The organism is Serratia sp. M24T3 (assembly GCF_000257645.1).
Taxonomy (GTDB): domain Bacteria; phylum Pseudomonadota; class Gammaproteobacteria; order Enterobacterales; family Enterobacteriaceae; genus Rouxiella.
The window spans coordinates 41206-58131 of the sequence record NZ_AJHJ01000021.1 but is presented as its reverse complement, the minus strand read 5'-3'; the positions used below and the strand labels follow the sequence as shown (position 1 = coordinate 58131).

Genomic DNA, 16926 nt, shown 5'->3' with positions numbered 1-16926 from the left:
CTAAAAGTACTGTTTTCACAAAGCTGTGGTTATTTACCCGGCAAAAGCAGACTTACCGAAATAATGCGCCCCTATGCAGGCGACAACCGGGAGGTTGACGACTATGCGAGAAGACTCGGGGCCAACGGTTTATCCGGTCATAGAGGTTATTTTGCCCGCAGTTCTGACAATAATGCAAAAATAACGAGTAAGTTAAAGATGAAAAGAATGTTGATTAACGCAACTCAGCAAGAAGAGTTGCGCGTTGCTCTTGTAGATGGACAGCGGCTCTACGATCTGGATATTGAAAGTCCTGGGCATGAGCAGAAAAAAGCCAATATTTACAAAGGTAAAATCACCCGCATAGAACCTAGCCTTGAAGCAGCATTTGTTGATTATGGTGCGGAAAGACATGGTTTTCTCCCTCTCAAAGAAATCGCCCGCGAATACTTCCCCAGCAATTATTCTTCCCATGGTCGTCCAAACATCAAAGATGTTCTGCGCGAAGGCCAGGAAGTCATTGTTCAGGTTGATAAAGAAGAACGTGGTAACAAAGGCGCAGCACTGACTACTTTTATCAGTCTGGCCGGCAGCTATTTAGTGTTAATGCCTAATAATCCACGTGCCGGGGGTATTTCCCGCCGGATTGAAGGTGATGACCGTACCGAATTAAAAGAAGCTCTGTCTTCCCTGCAACTCCCTGATGGCATGGGTCTCATCGTGCGTACCGCCGGTGTAGGCAAGGACGCAGACGCGCTGCAGTGGGACTTGAGCTTCCGTATTAAACACTGGGATGCCATCAAGAAAGCCGCTGAAGGCCGCCCTGCTCCGTTCCTTATCCATCAAGAAAGCAACGTAATCGTTCGCGCCTTCCGTGACTATCTGCGTCCGGATATCGGCGAAATCCTGATCGACAACCCAAAGGTTCTCGAACTGGCAAAAGAGCACATTGCCGCGCTGGGCCGTCCTGATTTCAGCAGCAAAATCAAGCCGTACGTCGGCGAGATCCCGCTGTTCAGTCACTATCAAATCGAATCGCAGATCGAATCCGCCTTCCAGCGTGAAGTTCGCCTGCCTTCCGGTGGTTCAATCGTTATTGATACTACCGAAGCCCTGACGGCTATCGACATCAACTCCGCTCGCGCAACTCGCGGTGGCGATATCGAAGAAACAGCGTTCAATACCAACCTTGAAGCAGCAGAAGAGATTGCTCGTCAGCTGCGTCTGCGTGACCTCGGCGGCCTGATCGTCATCGACTACATCGATATGACCCCGGTTCGCCACCAGCGTGAAGTTGAAAACCGTCTGCGCGACGCTGTCCGTCAGGACCGTGCACGTATCCAGATTGGTCGCATTTCCCGCTTTGGCCTGCTGGAAATGTCACGTCAGCGTCTGAGCCCATCTTTGGGTGAATCTACCCATCACGTTTGCCCACGCTGTAGCGGCACCGGTACCATCCGTGATAACGAATCCCTTTCTCTGTCTATTCTTCGTCTCATCGAAGAAGAAGCACTGAAAGAAAATACCAAAGAAGTTCACGCTATCGTGCCAGTGCCGATTGCTTCTTATCTGCTTAACGAAAAACGTGAGTCGGTAAACGCTATCGAGAAGCGTCAGGGCGGCGTTCGCGCGGTTATCGTGCCAAACGACCAGATGCACACTCCGCACTATCACGTATTGCGCGTGCGCAAGGGTGAAGAGTCTTCAACTCTGAGCTACCTGCTGCCTCAGCTGCACGAAGCTGAAATGCTGCAACCTTCTGAAGATCTGCCAGCCGAGCGTAAACGTCCCGAGCAACCGGCTCTGGCGACCTTCGCGCTGCCAGCAGAAGCGCCTCCGGCAGCTTACGAGCAGCCAGCGGCCGCAGCGCAACCTGCGCAAACTCGCACTGCCTCAGTGAACACCGCACCTGCGGCTTCGGCTACCGTCGCTAAACCTGGTTTTATGAGCAAACTGTTTGGTGGACTGAAAAATCTGTTTGCCTCAGAGCCTCAGCCTGAAGCGAAACCGGTTGAAGAAGTTAAGGTCCAGCCGGAAACCGCGGCAGAAACTGAAAATCGCCGTAACAATGAGCGCCGCAATCAGCGTCGTCAGAGCACTCGTCGCGATCGCAACGGTGAACGTGGTGAACGCGGAGATCGCAACAACAATCGCGATAACCGTGAAAACCGTACCGATAGTCGTAACGAACGTTCTGACCGCACGGAACGCAACGATACTCGTACCGATACCCGCGAGCCACGCGAAGATCAGCGTCGCAACCGTCGTAATCAAGAGCCTGTTGTTGCAGAAACCGCAGTTCAGGATGTTGAAAACGCTGGAGCTCGCGAAGAACAGCAGCCTCGTCGCGAACGTGGCGATCGTTCACGTCGACGTAATGATGACAAACGCAAAAATCAGCAGGAAGAGAAAGTTGCTGAAGCAGTTGTCGTTGAAGAAGTTGTAGCAGCACCGGTTGTCGCCGTAGAAGAGCAAGAAGATCGCATGCCTTCTCACCGTCGCCAACGTCGTCCGCTTAACCAGAAGATTCGTTTCGAGTCCGCTGAAGTTGACCAGGACGTTGAAGATGCTGCACAGATGCTGATTACCGGCGTTAAACCGGTTGAGCGTCCTGCCGAGCCAAAAGCCGCAGACGTAAAAGTATCTGATACTGCGCAACCTCTTGAAGTGACTAATGATGCAGATACCGACGATGCGCAGGACAACAACCGTGAAAACGGTATGCCACGCCGCTCACGTCGTTCTCCGCGTCACCTGCGCGTCAGTGGCCAACGCCGTCGTCGTTACCGTGATGAGCGTTACCCGACTCAGTCGCCGATGCCGTTGGCGGGTGCGTTTGTCTCTCCAGAGATGGCGTCTGGTAAAGTGTGGATCTCTTATCCGATAGTGCAGTCTGAACACGTTCAGTCGCAGACCGAACAAACTCAGCGCCACGACGAGCCAGTGGTTCAGGCAGCAGTGTTGACTGAGCAGGTTGCCATTGCGCAGGAAAATACTCCAGCCGCGACAGTGGTTGCTCCGGTAACTGAAACTGCTCCGGCAGTGTCGGCACCAATTGCTGAGACTCCAGTCAAGTCAGCTGCCCTGACCTTCGAAGAAGCGCAGCAGGTTATTGAGCAGGAAGGTGAAGCTATTAAAGCCGAAACTGCAGTAGCCGCTGAACCTCACGTGGTTGAGCCCGCGACTCTGGAAGTCGCTGATGCTGAAATTCCGGCACCCACTCCTACTGAGCCAGTTGTTGTGGAACCAGTTGTTGTGGAACCAGTGGCGGCTGCTGAACCTAAAGTTGAAGAAGTTATCGCTTCTCCAGCTACGGTTGAACCAGTAGCAGAAACGGCCCAGCCAGTGGTTGAAGAAGCCAAGCCTCAGGCACAGCCAGAAGAAGCCTCGGCTAAGCTGGAAGTTGCAGGTATTCAGGCAACTGAAGCTCAGGCACCGGCAATTGAAGTTCCGGCGTCTCCAGCACCGGTTGTCGTGGAGCAGTCTGTCGCTGAGCCAAAAGCGGTTGAATCCTTAGCAAAAACTGAAGCATCAAGCGATGCACAGCCTCGCTTCAAGCATCATGCGACTGCGCCGATGACTAAAGCGCCGGCTGCCGTCTACGTAGCCGAGCCGCCTCGTTTCAGTGACTGGGTTCGCCCAGCCTATGATTTCGATGGTAAAGGTTCTGCCGGCGGTCATGCCGCGGTAACCACTGCGACAGCTCCGGCAACCAAGCCAGAAATGCCACAGTAAATCGACGCTAGATTCAAAACTATTAAACCCGCCAATGGCGGGTTTTTTTATTATCGTATCTCAGGATATCAGGCGAACAGCTTGAGTTTCTTGATTTCAATCTTCTCGAGCTTGCCATCCAGTTGCTTAACAAAGTGTTTAAAATGTTCGCTTGCCTCGTGCTGGGCAACCGCTTCATCAGAACGCCAGCGCTCGTAAAAGACAAAGCTGTTGGCACTGTCGATTTCACGATGTAAATCGTATTGCAGGCAACCCAATTCTTCGCGGCTTGCCGCCACAACGTCCAACAGTGCGTGGGTGACTTCTTCGATGTACTCTGGTTTTACGGTCAGTGGGGCAACGATACGGACTTCCATAGATTCAGCTCCTGTATAATAACTTTCGCTTCTAAGCACCTAGATAATTTAAGAAGGTCTAATAATTACCTTCAACTATGCTCGCCGATTAACACTGATTTCAATGTTAACCTAACAAACTGATGCATCCTTTACATTTTGCGCTTATCCTTATACCCCGCCGATAATGCTCCCATTACTGCACCTGATTCTAACGTCCTGTCTCTCAATGCCGGAGTTTTGTAACATGACCGCAATACCGCAAGTTTTGAAAATACGCCGCCCAGACGACTGGCATATCCACCTTCGCGACGACGCTGTGTTAAATACAGTATTGCCGTTTACCAGTGAAGTTTTTGGTCGCGCTATTGTGATGCCAAACCTGACACCGCCAATTACCACGGTTGAAGCTGCGATTGCCTATCGCACTCGTATCGAAGCGGCCATTCCGGCGGGACACAAGTTTACCCCGCTACTGACTTGCTATCTGACCGACTCACTGGATCCCGATGAGCTGTCTCGCGGCTTCGAGCAGGGGGTATTTACCTCGGCTAAACTGTATCCGGCCAATGCGACCACGAACTCCAGCCACGGTGTGACAAACATTAAAGGCATTTATCCGGTGTTGGAGCGCATGCAGAAAATTGGCATGCCGTTGCTTATTCATGGAGAAGTGACCCACGCCGATGTTGATATTTTTGACCGTGAAGCGCGTTTCATTGATGAAGTGATGGACCCTATCCGTCGCCAGTTCCCGCAGCTGAAAATTGTTTTCGAGCACATCACAACTCAGGAAGCGGCGCAGTATGTGCAAAGCGGCAACGAATATTTGGGCGCGACGATTACTCCACAGCACCTGATGTTCAACCGCAATCATATGCTGGTCGGGGGCGTGCGTCCGCACCTGTTCTGCCTGCCAATCCTCAAACGTAACGTACACCAGCAAGCGCTGCGTGAAGTGATTGCCAGCGGTAATAAACGTTTCTTCCTGGGCACTGATTCTGCACCACACGCTAAACATCTCAAAGAGTCCAGCTGCGGTTGCGCTGGCTGTTTCAACGCTCCTCTGGCGCTATCTGCTTATGCCACTGTGTTTGAAGAGATGAATGCGTTACAGCATTTTGAAGCATTCTGCTCTGAGAACGGCCCGAACTTCTACGGGTTGCCAATGAATGAAGGAACCGTTGAGTTGACCCGAACGCCAGTGACTCAGCCTGAAACCATTCCTTTGGGTAATGATTCCATCGTGCCTTTCCTGGCCGGCCAAACACTGAACTGGAAAGTCACCGCCTGTTAATGGGTACGTAATATCACGGGAAGGCAGCGCCCTTCCCGTTTTTTAACTCTCCCTCTTGCTCTTCTTAAATTAACTGTATATATTCACAGTATTAATTATACGGAGTGGCAATCATGCGTATTGAAGTCTGCATTGACAGGACCAAACCATTGCCGGCAGGCGCACTGGAAGCACTGTCAGGCGAGCTGAGTAAGCGTATCAATAAAAAATTCTCTGACACCGATAATAGCGTGCATGTCCGCTATGCCGGTGCCAATAATCTTACAGTTATGGGCGGCTTGAAAACTGATAAAGATCTGATCGAAGAAATATTGCAGGAAACCTGGGAAAGCGCCGATGACTGGTTTTCTAATGAAAGCGAATATTAATCACCCTATAAATTGATAATAACCAGGCTGAATAAGCCAAAAGTAACTTTGCCGGGCGTCGCTGTCCGGCTTTTTTATTTATCGAATGTGTCAAACAACGCCTATAAATTGTACTCAAAAATTTATTTACAACTAAATAAGGGATTTCTATGCCAAATTTATGAGAAATGCTTATACTTAATCTGCTCACCAGATAATGAGCCGCATTGATCCTCGTTAGTCACTCACGCTAGTCACTACAAATTAAGGGGTCTATATGGACAGAAATGACGAAGTTATTCAGACACACCCGCTTGTAGGTTGGGATATCAGTACCGTAGATTCTTACGACGCCATGATGATACGTCTTCATTACCTGTCTTCTAAAGACCAACCGCCAGAGGATGCTCAGGTAGATAGAACCTTATGGTTAACTACCGACGTTGCCAGGCAACTGATCAATATCCTTGAAGCTGGCATAGAAAAGATCGAATCACACGAGTATGAGTATCTTGATCAAAGAAAACACTAATCAGAAACGTTTAGCCTAAGGCACCCGCGAGCACTCTCCGGGTGCCTTTTTTAATGCCTCCTTCTGCCTTGCCATTCGCCCCAATAAATCACTATCATGCCCTGTCCCCTTTTATTTTTTGTTGAGGAACCTTCGTCTGATGGACTATGACTTAATTGTGGTTGGTAGTGGTTCTGTGGGTGCTGCAGCAGGCTTTTATGCCACCCGTGCCGGACTGAAAGTATTGATGATTGACAGCGCAATGCCTCCGCACAAGGAAGGCAGTCACCACGGTGAGACGCGAATTATCCGTCACGCTTACGGTGAAGGCGCGCGCTACGTGCCTATGGTTTTACGCGCGCAGGCACTGTGGAACGAACTAGGTTTCCTGACTGGCGAAGAAATCTTCCGCTCTTGCGGTGTCATCAATATTGGTCCGCAAGGATCAGAGTTTATTGCCAACGTTAAATCCAGCGCGGTGGAATTCAATCTCAATACTCAATCTCTTAATGCCGATCAAATTCGACATAAATGGCCTCAGCTCAATGTAACTGACGATTACTGCGGCGTATTTGAGCCGGATTCAGGTTACCTGTATTGCGAAAAAGCGATTTCTGGCTATATCCGACTCGCCAGAGAAGCAGGCTGTGCACAGCTATTTAATTGCCCGGTAGATGCTATTCGCTATGAAGGTGACACGGCAGTCGTCGTCACCAAAGAGGGTGAGTATCGCGCCCCCAAGCTAGCCTTGACCGCAGGCACCTGGGTGAAAAAATTCCTGCCGTCTTTGCCAATGACACCAATGCGCAAGGTGTTTGCCTGGCATCAGGCAGATGGCCGCTACAGCGAAGAGAATCACTTCCCGGCATTTACCGTTGAAACCACCGCGGGCGATCAGTTTTATGGCTTTCCGGCGGTAAAAGACAGCCTGAAGCTTGGCAAACACAATGGCGGACAACCTATTGATTCTCCAGAGCAACGTACACCGTTTGGTAGCGTAGCGGAGGACGGCCGAGAAGTTTTCAGTTTCCTGCGTCAATTTTTGCCGGGAGTTGGCGTATGCCTGCACGGTGCATCGTGTACCTATGACGTGACAGAAGATGAAGATTTTATTGTCGATCGAGTACCTGGTCACAGCAACACGCTGGTTATTTCGGGTTTAAGTGGCCATGGATTTAAATTCGCCAGCGCATTAGGCGAAACTGTGTCCTTATTCGCGCAGGATCTCCCGCCTAAAACTGACATGACGCCGTTTTCGCTTTCTCGTTTCAAATAACACTACATTAATGATTGAATTATTCGCCGATTAATCCATTCGGCGAATAATTATTATAAGAAAAATAACCCCCATCTATATTTCGCAATTTTTTTAAACAGTTATTTGACATTGCCTATTATTTCGCCCTATTCTGACTTTTCGGGATCACAGGAGTGATCGTCTTTTTCTTTAGGCAAATACAACAAGGACGTCAATGATGAAAATACTTATCGTAGAGCCGTGTGGATACATGCGTCTAGGTATGCTTTCGGTGTTAACTAAAAATCGTCAAATTGAAGTAGTAGACGTTGATTCATTGGAAAAAGCGTTAGTTGAAGCGACGAATTTAAAACCTGACATTATTCTGGCAAATATGACTAGCCACTGCCACAGCACTCAAACCAGCTGTAATATTAATAATTTTTTAAAGTTAAGAACCACCAGCAGAATTTACTGTTATCTGGATGCCAACTATCCAGAAAGTGATGAACCAATTACTATCGCCGAGAACTTTTTAATACTTAAAAAACAGATGGTTAACTCAATATTACACCGTTTGAATGATTTAGCCTCAACTCGGGCACCATTAAAAATCTGCACCCAACCTTACTCAATCTACAGTGATCAAGAGATTTTGGTTATGAATGACTGGATGGCTGAAGTGCCAAATTATCGTATTGCTAAAAAGCTCAATATTAGTGATAGAACGGTTTATGTGCATAAACGACATATTACTCAAAAAATTAAAGTCAGAAATCGACTTGAGTTTTGTTTTATTTATAATTTGATCAAATATTTTTATTGGCCCATTAACCCACTGGCACAAAAGCCAATGAGTCGTCAAACAAAAGCCGATATTTTCTCACTGACTCGATAGTATTAAACATTATTTTAAAAAGGCTACCTTTCGAAGCCTTTTTATTAAAACTCTTTAAAGCAGCATAGATTAACGAGCTGGAGTGTTATTTACCAAATCAGCTTTTTCTTCATCACGTTTTTTACGACGTAAATGAATTCTCTTCAACAACTTTTTAGCCTCTTCTTTGTTTTCAACAGCCGGAGCTGAACCCATGAGTGGCCTGCGAGCGCTCTCTTTCAGAGAGAAAACAGTAACAGCACCGATGACCGCAGCGCCCATCAGATAATAAGCTGGCACCATCACGTTGCCGGTGGTCGATACCAGCCATGAAGTGACCAGCGGTGTAGTCCCGCCAAACAGAGATACTGAAATATTAAAACCAATGGCTAATGCGCTATAGCGAGTATTCGTAGTGAACAATGCAGGTAACGCGGCTGGCATGGTTCCGCTAAAGAAAGTGTGCAACACGCCCAGCAGCATCAGGCCGCAGAATACTCCTGTCATCCCACCGTGGCCAATCAGCATCATAGCCGGGATTGAAAACAGAATGAGTCCACCGGCTCCGGCCAGCAGGACCGGTTTCCGCCCCAGACGATCGTTCCAGTAACCTAACAGCAGTGTCATCGGCATCATGATAAACATCACTACCATGATAAGCATTAGTCCACTAAGTTCACTCAGGCCCAAAACGCTAGTCAAATAACTAGGCATATATGACGTCAGCATATAATTGGAGACGTTAAACAACAGTACCAGCCCAATACACTGCAACATTGGACGCCAATACTTACGCAACATTTCCAACAAGGTTTGCTGAGGTTTGTTGTGCTCGATCTCATCCTGTTTTTCCATATGTTTCTGGAAAGCAGGAGTTTCCTCAAGCTTTAAACGAATATATAAACCGAACAGGCCCAGCGGCGCAGCAATAAAGAAAGGAATACGCCAACCCCAGGCCAACAGCTGCTCGGAGGACATGTAAGCTGTCAAACCGGTGACTAAGCCAGCGCCCAACAGATAGCCGCCCAAGGTGCCGAACTCCAGCCAGCTGCCCATAAATCCACGGCGTTTATCGGTTGAGCATTCAGCGATGAATGTCGCCGCTCCACCGTATTCCCCCCCAGTTGAGAAGCCCTGCACCAGACGGGCCATCAGCAGCAAGATCGGCGCAGCAAGACCAATACGCTCGTAACTTGGGATCAAACCAATACAAAAAGTCCCGGTGGCCATCATAATCATAGTGAATGCCAGCACTTTTTGACGGCCAATACGGTCGCCAAGAGGTCCGAAGACCATGCCGCCCAATGGTCGCACCAAGAAAGCAGCAGCGAAAGTCGCGAATGTCGCAATCAGCTGCGCCGAGGCGCTACCGCTGGGAAAGAATACGTGGCCGATGGTGACGGCAAGGAAGCTGTAGACACCAAAATCGAACCATTCCATAGCATTGCCCAATGCCGCAGCACCAACGGTGCGATTGAGCATTTTTCGGTCTACAATGGTGATGTCGTCTAGAGTTAGCTCTGGCTTATTACGCTTACGCCAAAATCTGATGTGTGAAGTGTGAGATTCTGTTGAATCATGCATAAAATAACCTCAGATGTTGCCACTATGGCTTTCAGTGCAGCACCATAGCTTTCGCTTCCCTGGTCATTTGGTCTATTCATTCATGACGAATAAACATGATGCGAAGGCTATGCAGCTGCGTTTATTATTCACTTTTTTTTGTGTTTAAAACGGCATTTAAATCCAGACCGCTTTTACTTGAAACACACAAATTTACATATCTTTAACCTATACAAAAAAGAGATATTGATCAAGTTTGCGGTATTTATTGGCATCCATAGCTGCTGTAAACCTGCATCAATCCAGTAAATAAAAAAATCACAAAAACTTGATTTATAATGTAATTATATAATTTCAGGGTTAAAGAAATTGTCAAAATTTTGATACGCTTCACTAAAGCATAGTCAGCAAAACCGGGGCTAAGATAAAATTTACACTGATGATAAGTGACATCTCCCTGAAATAAATGAGAGGTAAATACACCACAATATTGGCCTATCCTAAGACAATTATTTCGACCCACTCAGCCACATAAAAATGAGCCTCTGCAAATTATGAGCAATAAATTAAATGCTACAGATTCTCTGGAAATCGTTGAGCTGATGCTGTCCGTCATTCGTCTGATGCGCAAGCAAGTTGATTCGGCGATGTCAGCACAGGGCCTGTCTCTTGCGCGAGGGAAATTACTCTCGATTATCAGTAATGAAGGAACTTGTCGGCCAGGTGAACTCGCCCAGCAATTACAACAGTCACCCCGCACGATCACCGATGCTATTGATGCGCTGGAAAGAGACGAATTGTTGGTAAGGAAGCGACATCCAACCGATAGGCGAGCGCAGCTTCTTGAGCTTACAAACCAGGGGATATCAGCACTTGAGGCGGTTCAACAGCCAAAACACGAGGCTATAGAGAAAATATTTTCCGAACTGGATAGTGAACAGTTTCATTTGTTTAAAGTAGCGCTCAAAAAAATTGAGGCTACGGCACAGACCCTGGAAGTTCAGATTTCTAATAGCTAATAAAGAGATGCAAAGGACCAAGCCTGCGGAAAAATATCTGCAGGCTTGGCCCGAGAGACCGCGAATCAATCCTGAGAAGCGGCATCTTTAGGGGCGGGAATATGCATAGTGGTCTGCAGTAATCCTTTGGATTTATTGAAGATTTTATTGCCATTTTCACGGCCGGCACGAAGTGCGCGCTGTTGCTCAGGAGGCAGCTTCAGCTCGGTTTGGCAAATTTCACTACAGCATCCTTCAAACTTTGCAGCGCAGGCCGGACATTGGATAAACAGCAAATGGCAGCCGTCGTTCAGGCAGTTAGTGTGATTATCACATTCAGCGCCGCACTGATGACAGTTGGAAATGACGTCGTCTGAAATACGCTCGCCCATACGCTCGTCAAAGACAAAGTTTTTACCTTTGAATTTAACCGGCAAGCCTTGCTCTTTGGCACGACGTGCGTATTCGATGATCCCACCTTCGACATGATAAACATTTTTAAAACCGTTATGCAGCATGTAAGCACTTGCTTTCTCGCAGCGGATGCCGCCAGTGCAATACATAACAATTTTCTTGTCTTTATTTTCCTTAAGCATATCAACGGCCATAGGCAGCTGATCGCGGAAGGTGTCGGAAGGAACTTCAATCGCCTGGTCAAAGTGCCCCACTTCGTACTCATAGTGGTTGCGCATATCGACAAACAGAGCGTCCGGATCGTCAATCATCGCATTGACCTGTTCCGCCTTGAGGTATTCACCTACGTTGGAAGGGTCAAAAGTCTCATCATCTATGCCGTCGGCAACGATGCGCTCACGAGTTTTGAAACGTAAAACCCAGAACGACTTGCCATCATCTTCCAGTGCAATATTCAAACGAATATTTTCAAAAGCGGGATGACAAGTAAACAACAGCTGCTTAAAGGCCTCAAATTGGCTTTGCGGCACGCTGATTTGTGCGTTGATGCCTTCTTTGGCCACATAAATGCGGCCACAAACATTTAACTTAACCAATTCGAGGTAGAGTTGGTCACGAAATGCTTTAGGATCATCAAGATGGAAGTATTTGTAAAAAGAAACTGTTGTGCGCGGCTCGGTCTCGGCCAACATGCGCGCTTTCAGTTCCTCGTTAGAAATTCGGTTATGTAACACTGGCATGGTGTACTTTCCTGTCTTTCGTTGAGGCTATTCTAAGCAGAGTAAAAATTTAAGCGGCGCTATCATACCTGAAAAAGCCACCAGGATTAAAGCTTCGGTTAACGCAAATTGTGTGCATACTTCATTAACCCAAACTCATTCGAGGTTCACTATGAGCAAGCTATTTGAAAGCATCAAACTGGGTTCACTGACCTTAGAGAACCGTATCATCATAGCCCCAATGTGCCAGTATTCAGCACAACAAGGTAAGGCAACCTCTTGGCATCATGCCCACCTTGGTCAACTTTCATTCTCGGGAGCTGGACTGTTGATCCTGGAAGCCACCGCCGTTGAAGCCGTGGGTCGTATTTCTCCCCAGGATTTAGGCCTTTGGAATGACGAAACCGAAGAGGCAATGGCGGATCTTGTCACTTCTTTGCGAGAAAACAGTGATATTCCACTGGGTATACAGTTAGGTCATGCCGGGCGTAAAGCTTCTTGCTACGCACCATGGGAAGGTGGAACACAGATCAGTGCAAAACTGGGCGGCTGGCAAACTGTTGCTCCTTCAGCCATTGGTTTTGCCGACACCGATGCGGCCCCGCAGGCCATGTCTATTGAACGAATAAATGAATTCAAAAAAGCCTTTGTTGAAAGCGCCAAACGCGCTGACAAGCTTGGCTTTGATCTGATTGAACTTCACGGCGCGCACGGCTATCTGCTGCATCAGTTCCTTTCACCTCTTTCCAACCAGCGCACTGACCAGTACGGTGGCTCATTTGAAAACCGTATTCGCCTGCTGCTGGAAATTTATCAGGAGGTTCGTCAAGTCTTCTCCAACAACAAACCGATTGGCGTGCGTATTTCTGCCAGTGATTGGGTTGAAGGCGGCTGGGACATCGGGCAATCCGTTGAGCTTTCTAAATTTCTTGAAAAACTGGGTTGTAATTATGTTCACGTTTCAAGCGGAGGTCTTTCAACTCAGCAGAAGATCCCGGTTGGCCCAAATTACCAGGTACCTTTTGCACAAAGCATTAAACAAGCCGTGGATATGCCAGTCATTGCGGTAGGCCTGATCACTGAAGCGGAGCAGGCGGAAGCCATTATTGGCACCGGCCAGGCAGATATGGTTGCGTTGGCGCGCGGTATTCTTTACGACCCACGCTGGCCATGGCACGCTGCCGCCAAACTCGGTGCCAAAGTCAGTGCTCCGAAACAGTATTGGCGCAGTGAACCTCATGCCGTTAAAGGCTTGTTTAACGCCAAGTAATCATTAATTCATTCACTATGAGCAACCAAAGGACGTCTGTAGTCAGATGTCCTTTTTTTATGGCTTATCAGGCCAAGCCACGAATCAGCGACGACCTTCATTTTAAATAATCAAAGAATTTACCCTAGAAATTGACAAAATCGGGTTCTTTAACAATATTCAAGTCGCAAGCCCCAGGCGGCTCCTGCAATCCCTTGCAGCGATAATGCAAAAACCGTGCAGTTCAAAAAATGATAAACAAAGGATAAATTTCATTCGTTTTCGCGTGGATTCAGAGTCTAACCCATTGTAAATTAGGTTTTAATGCCTTGGTTTTTCAACTTGATTAAAAAAAATGTCAAAATAAACCCCTTTGCTGAGACAAATTTACCGGCTGTAACAATGTGATATCACATTAAGCAGGTGTTTACCTCGGCGAGCTGCTAGCAGATTGTTTGGCTTCACGGCGCGTTACCTCATGGGATCCGGTCGCGAATACAGTCTGGACGGAGCTTATATTTTCCTACTTCAACACTATGACGCAGAGATTTTATGACTCAAGTACCTACCTTTAACCGTTCATTATTGCATCCAAGATACTGGCCTACCTGGATGGGTCTGGGACTGTTGTATTTATTGGTGCTTTTGCCCTATCCAGTTATTTATCGTCTGGGATGCGGTATCGGTCGTTTTTCCATGCGTTTTCTTAAGCGCCGCTCTACCATCGCGCAGCGTAATCTTGAGCTATGTTTCCCGGATATGCCGCAAAATCAGCGCGATCAGTTAATAGTAAAAAACTTTGAATCCGTCGGCATGGGACTGTTTGAAACGGGAATGGCGTGGTTCTGGCCTGATTGGCGTATCGAACGCTGGTTTAAGGTCAGCGGTCTGGAGCACATTCAGCAGGCTCGTGATAACCAGCAGGGTGTTCTGTTGATTGGTGTTCACTTTCTGACGCTTGAACTCGGCGCACGCATTTTCGGCATCCACAATCCAGGCATCGGCGTTTATCGTCCACATGACAATAAGCTAATGGACTGGATGCAAACCAAAGGCCGTATGCGGTCAAACAAGGCGATGCTCGATCGCAAAGATCTTAAAGGTATGATCCGCAGCCTGAAGCAGGGCGATATCATCTGGTACGCGCCGGATCACGACTATGGCCCACGGGCCAGCGTGTTCGTGCCTTTCTTTGCGGTTGATAAAGCCGCGACTACTACCGGTACCTATCTGCTTGCAAGAATGGGCAAACCGGCAATTATTCCTTTTACACCGCGCCGTTTACCTGGCGGTAAAGGTTATGAACTGCTGCTCCATCCGGCTGTAGAAAACTTCCCGCTCGATGATGAAGTTGTGGCGGCAACTTATATGAATAAAGTGGTTGAGGACGAAATTAAGCTCGCCCCAGAACAATATATGTGGCTGCATCGTCGCTTTAAAACCCGTCCTGAAGGCGAGTCTTCACTGTATTAATCCTTTTTTCCATTCTGCCCCTCTGGCAATGACAAACCTACTGCCAGAGGGTCTTGTATTTCAACCTTTCTGGTTTGCTAAAACAGTTTTTTTGACAGACTTCATCAAAGTTATCTGATTTCCTCTGAACGAAATGCAGCCAATACTAAGTCATAATTTCCTGACGTGATTAATCTCTGATTTTTTCATGATTAAAGCTTAAAACGTCGATTGGCTGCTTTCACACTTTTAAAGGACAACATTATGCTGGCAAAATTGAACACCTGTTTTACTCGGATTACCGACCATCCTGACTTTGGCAAGCTACTGTTACGCCTGACTTTCGGCATCCTGATCCTGTTCCACGGTGTCGCCAAAATGGAAAATGGTGTGGGTTGGATTGTCCAGATGCTTGGCTCTCACGGCCTGCCGGGCTTTATTGCCTACGGCGCATACATTGGTGAGGTTATTGCCCCAATCCTTATTATTCTGGGTATCTTTACTCGCCCTGCGGCTCTGGTAATGTCTTTCAATCTGGTTGTTGCTGTCCTGCTGGTTGTCGGGGGTAAATTTTTCACCCTCACCGAAGTGGGGGCCTGGGGGCTTGAAGGCGAGGCTCTGTATTTCTTTGGTGGCCTGGTGATTATGTTGCTCGGCAGCGGTCGTTACTCGGTGATGAGTAATCCTGCACTGCGTTAAGTTGTCGATTTCACGGGTAACCCAGATCTGGGTTACCCGGCTTTAAACCTGATTTTGTTGTGATTTTTATCTGATATCCTCGCTATTCTCATCTTGATAATCTTATTTAATTTTTCGTAATAAGTTAGTAACACGATTGAAGTGGGTAATAATTCGGCGCATAATTATCGAGCTAACTCACTATTGTTGTGCTCTGTTTTGCCCTCTTCACAGAGTAAATGGACCTCACTCATTGGTATTTTATGAACTCGGCACCCGCATCGGACCAAGCACCAGAACCCATTAATTGGAAGCGCAATCTCTTTGTTGCCTGGATCGGCTGTTTTCTCACCGGTGCAGCCTTCAGTCTTATCATGCCCTTCCTGCCGCTCTATATTGAAACGCTCGGCGTCACAGGCCATGAATCCCTGAACATGTGGTCAGGGCTAGTGTTCAGCATTACTTTCCTGTTTTCTGCCGTTGCCTCGCCGTTCTGGGGCGGCCTGGCCGATCGCAAAGGGCGCAAAATCATGCTGTTGCGCTCGGCCCTGGGAATGGCCATCGTCATGGCGCTGATGGGAATGGCGCAAAATATCTGGCAGTTTCTTATCCTGCGTGCGCTGCTGGGTTTGCTCGGCGGATTCGTGCCTAATGCCAATGCCCTGATAGCCACTCAAATACCGCGCAATAAAAGTGGCTGGGCGTTAGGGACTTTATCCACCGGCGCGGTAAGCGGTGCGCTGATTGGTCCATTAGTTGGCGGAATTCTGGCCGATAGTTACGGCCTGCGACCGGTATTCTTTATTACCGCGACGGTTTTGTTTATTTGCTTCCTGATGACGCTGTATCTCATCCGCGAGCAATTTGTTCCGGTTAACAAGAAAGATATTCTTAACCGCAAGCAGGTTTTCGCCTCGCTTAAAGATCCCAAATTAGTGCTGTGCCTGTTTATCACCACCTTAATCATTCAGGTTGCCACCGGCTCGATCGCGCCAATCCTGACCCTCTACGTCCGTGAACTGGCCGGAAATACCCAAAGTCTGGCATTTATCAGCGGAATGATCGCCTCTGTACCGGGAGTAGCGGCACTGATAAGCGCGCCGAAATTAGGCAAGTTGGGCGACAGGATTGGACCTGAAAGAATTTTGGTAGCAATGCTTGGAGTGTCGGTGCTGCTGCTTATCCCGATGGCGTTCGTGCAAAATCCGCTACAGTTGGGGATTCTCAGATTCTTGTTGGGGGCGTGCGATGGCGCATTACTGCCAGCAGTACAAACTTTGCTGATTTATAACTGTACTAATCAGGTCGCCGGGCGAGTATTTAGCTATAACCAGTCTTTCCGCGATGTCGGGAACGTAACCGGCCCCTTGCTAGGCGCATCAGTTTCGGCAGGTTATGGGTTTAGAGCAGTATTTTGCGTCACCGCCTGTGTCGTCTTGTTTAATGCCTGCTACTCCTATTGGAGTTTACAGCGCCGTCCGAGCCAGGCAACGGTAGAGTAAGACCTCTGCCCTGCCCCGAATGGCGCTGAATGA

The 16926-nt window shown here is 48.0% G+C and carries 14 protein-coding genes; 11 read left to right on the top strand and 3 right to left on the bottom strand.

Going from position 1 to position 16926, the window contains the following annotated elements; translation table 11 throughout:
- The first annotated feature begins 198 nt into the window (after positions 1–198).
- Positions 199–3714, top strand: a complete 3516-nt coding sequence (rne, locus tag SPM24T3_RS15910) for a ribonuclease E (RefSeq protein ID WP_037378861.1) — start codon at positions 199–201, stop codon at positions 3712–3714.
- Positions 3715–3782: 68 nt separating this feature from the next.
- Here the strand turns inward: rne and SPM24T3_RS15905 are convergent, their stop codons facing one another.
- On the bottom strand, positions 3783–4070 hold the full coding sequence (locus SPM24T3_RS15905) for a putative quinol monooxygenase (RefSeq protein ID WP_009637814.1): 288 nt from the start codon (positions 4068–4070) through the stop codon (positions 3783–3785).
- A 226-nt stretch (positions 4071–4296) separates the two neighbouring features.
- Here SPM24T3_RS15905 and pyrC point away from each other — a divergent pair, with 226 nt between their 5' ends.
- The 5 genes from pyrC (at position 4297) to SPM24T3_RS15880 (ending at position 8339) form a co-directional block, all read left to right on the top strand.
- Positions 4297–5346, top strand: coding sequence for a dihydroorotase (gene pyrC / locus SPM24T3_RS15900; RefSeq protein ID WP_009637813.1), 1050 nt, complete (start codon positions 4297–4299; stop codon positions 5344–5346).
- A 113-nt stretch (positions 5347–5459) separates the two neighbouring features.
- Complete coding sequence (gene dinI / locus SPM24T3_RS15895; RefSeq protein WP_009637812.1) at positions 5460–5714, top strand: DNA damage-inducible protein I; 255 nt, start codon at positions 5460–5462, stop codon at positions 5712–5714.
- Between the two features lie 256 nt (positions 5715–5970).
- Entirely contained in the window at positions 5971–6225 is a 255-nt protein-coding gene (bssS, locus tag SPM24T3_RS15890; RefSeq protein WP_009637811.1) for a biofilm formation regulator BssS, read from the top strand.
- 139 nt (positions 6226–6364) lie between these two features.
- Complete coding sequence (gene solA, locus SPM24T3_RS15885) at positions 6365–7480, top strand: N-methyl-L-tryptophan oxidase (protein WP_009637810.1); 1116 nt, start codon at positions 6365–6367, stop codon at positions 7478–7480.
- A 196-nt stretch (positions 7481–7676) separates the two neighbouring features.
- Positions 7677–8339 (top strand): response regulator transcription factor, encoded by a 663-nt coding sequence (locus SPM24T3_RS15880; protein WP_237713087.1) that lies wholly within the window; start codon positions 7677–7679, stop codon positions 8337–8339.
- A 69-nt stretch (positions 8340–8408) separates the two neighbouring features.
- On the opposite strand, the gene proP is transcribed toward SPM24T3_RS15880, so the two are convergent.
- Positions 8409–9902 carry a glycine betaine/L-proline transporter ProP gene (gene proP / locus SPM24T3_RS15875; protein WP_009637808.1) on the bottom strand — a complete coding sequence of 498 codons (1494 nt, stop codon included), beginning with the start codon at positions 9900–9902 and terminating at the stop codon, positions 8409–8411.
- Positions 9903–10435: 533 nt separating this feature from the next.
- On the opposite strand from proP, the gene SPM24T3_RS15870 reads away from it, so the two are divergent.
- Positions 10436–10900 carry a MarR family winged helix-turn-helix transcriptional regulator gene (locus SPM24T3_RS15870; RefSeq protein ID WP_009637807.1) on the top strand — a complete coding sequence of 155 codons (465 nt, stop codon included), beginning with the start codon at positions 10436–10438 and terminating at the stop codon, positions 10898–10900.
- A gap of 65 nt (positions 10901–10965) precedes the next feature.
- Here the strand turns inward: SPM24T3_RS15870 and SPM24T3_RS15865 are convergent, their stop codons facing one another.
- A complete protein-coding gene (locus SPM24T3_RS15865) occupies positions 10966–12033 on the bottom strand; it encodes a rhodanese-related sulfurtransferase (RefSeq protein ID WP_009637806.1) in 1068 nt (355 codons plus the stop codon).
- 151 nt (positions 12034–12184) lie between these two features.
- Here SPM24T3_RS15865 and SPM24T3_RS15860 point away from each other — a divergent pair, with 151 nt between their 5' ends.
- From SPM24T3_RS15860 to mdtG, 4 genes are all read left to right on the top strand, one after another.
- The gene (locus SPM24T3_RS15860) at positions 12185–13282 is read left to right on the top strand and encodes an NADH:flavin oxidoreductase/NADH oxidase (RefSeq protein WP_009637805.1); all 1098 of its coding nucleotides are present in this window, start codon (positions 12185–12187) and stop codon (positions 13280–13282) included.
- Positions 13283–13813: 531 nt separating this feature from the next.
- Positions 13814–14734 carry a Kdo(2)-lipid IV(A) acyltransferase gene (locus SPM24T3_RS15855; protein ID WP_009637804.1) on the top strand — a complete coding sequence of 307 codons (921 nt, stop codon included), beginning with the start codon at positions 13814–13816 and terminating at the stop codon, positions 14732–14734.
- A gap of 243 nt (positions 14735–14977) precedes the next feature.
- A complete protein-coding gene (locus SPM24T3_RS15850) occupies positions 14978–15412 on the top strand; it encodes a DoxX family protein (protein WP_009637803.1) in 435 nt (144 codons plus the stop codon).
- A 242-nt stretch (positions 15413–15654) separates the two neighbouring features.
- Entirely contained in the window at positions 15655–16893 is a 1239-nt protein-coding gene (gene mdtG / locus SPM24T3_RS15845; protein WP_037378826.1) for a multidrug efflux MFS transporter MdtG, read from the top strand.
- Positions 16894–16926 lie beyond the last annotated feature (33 nt).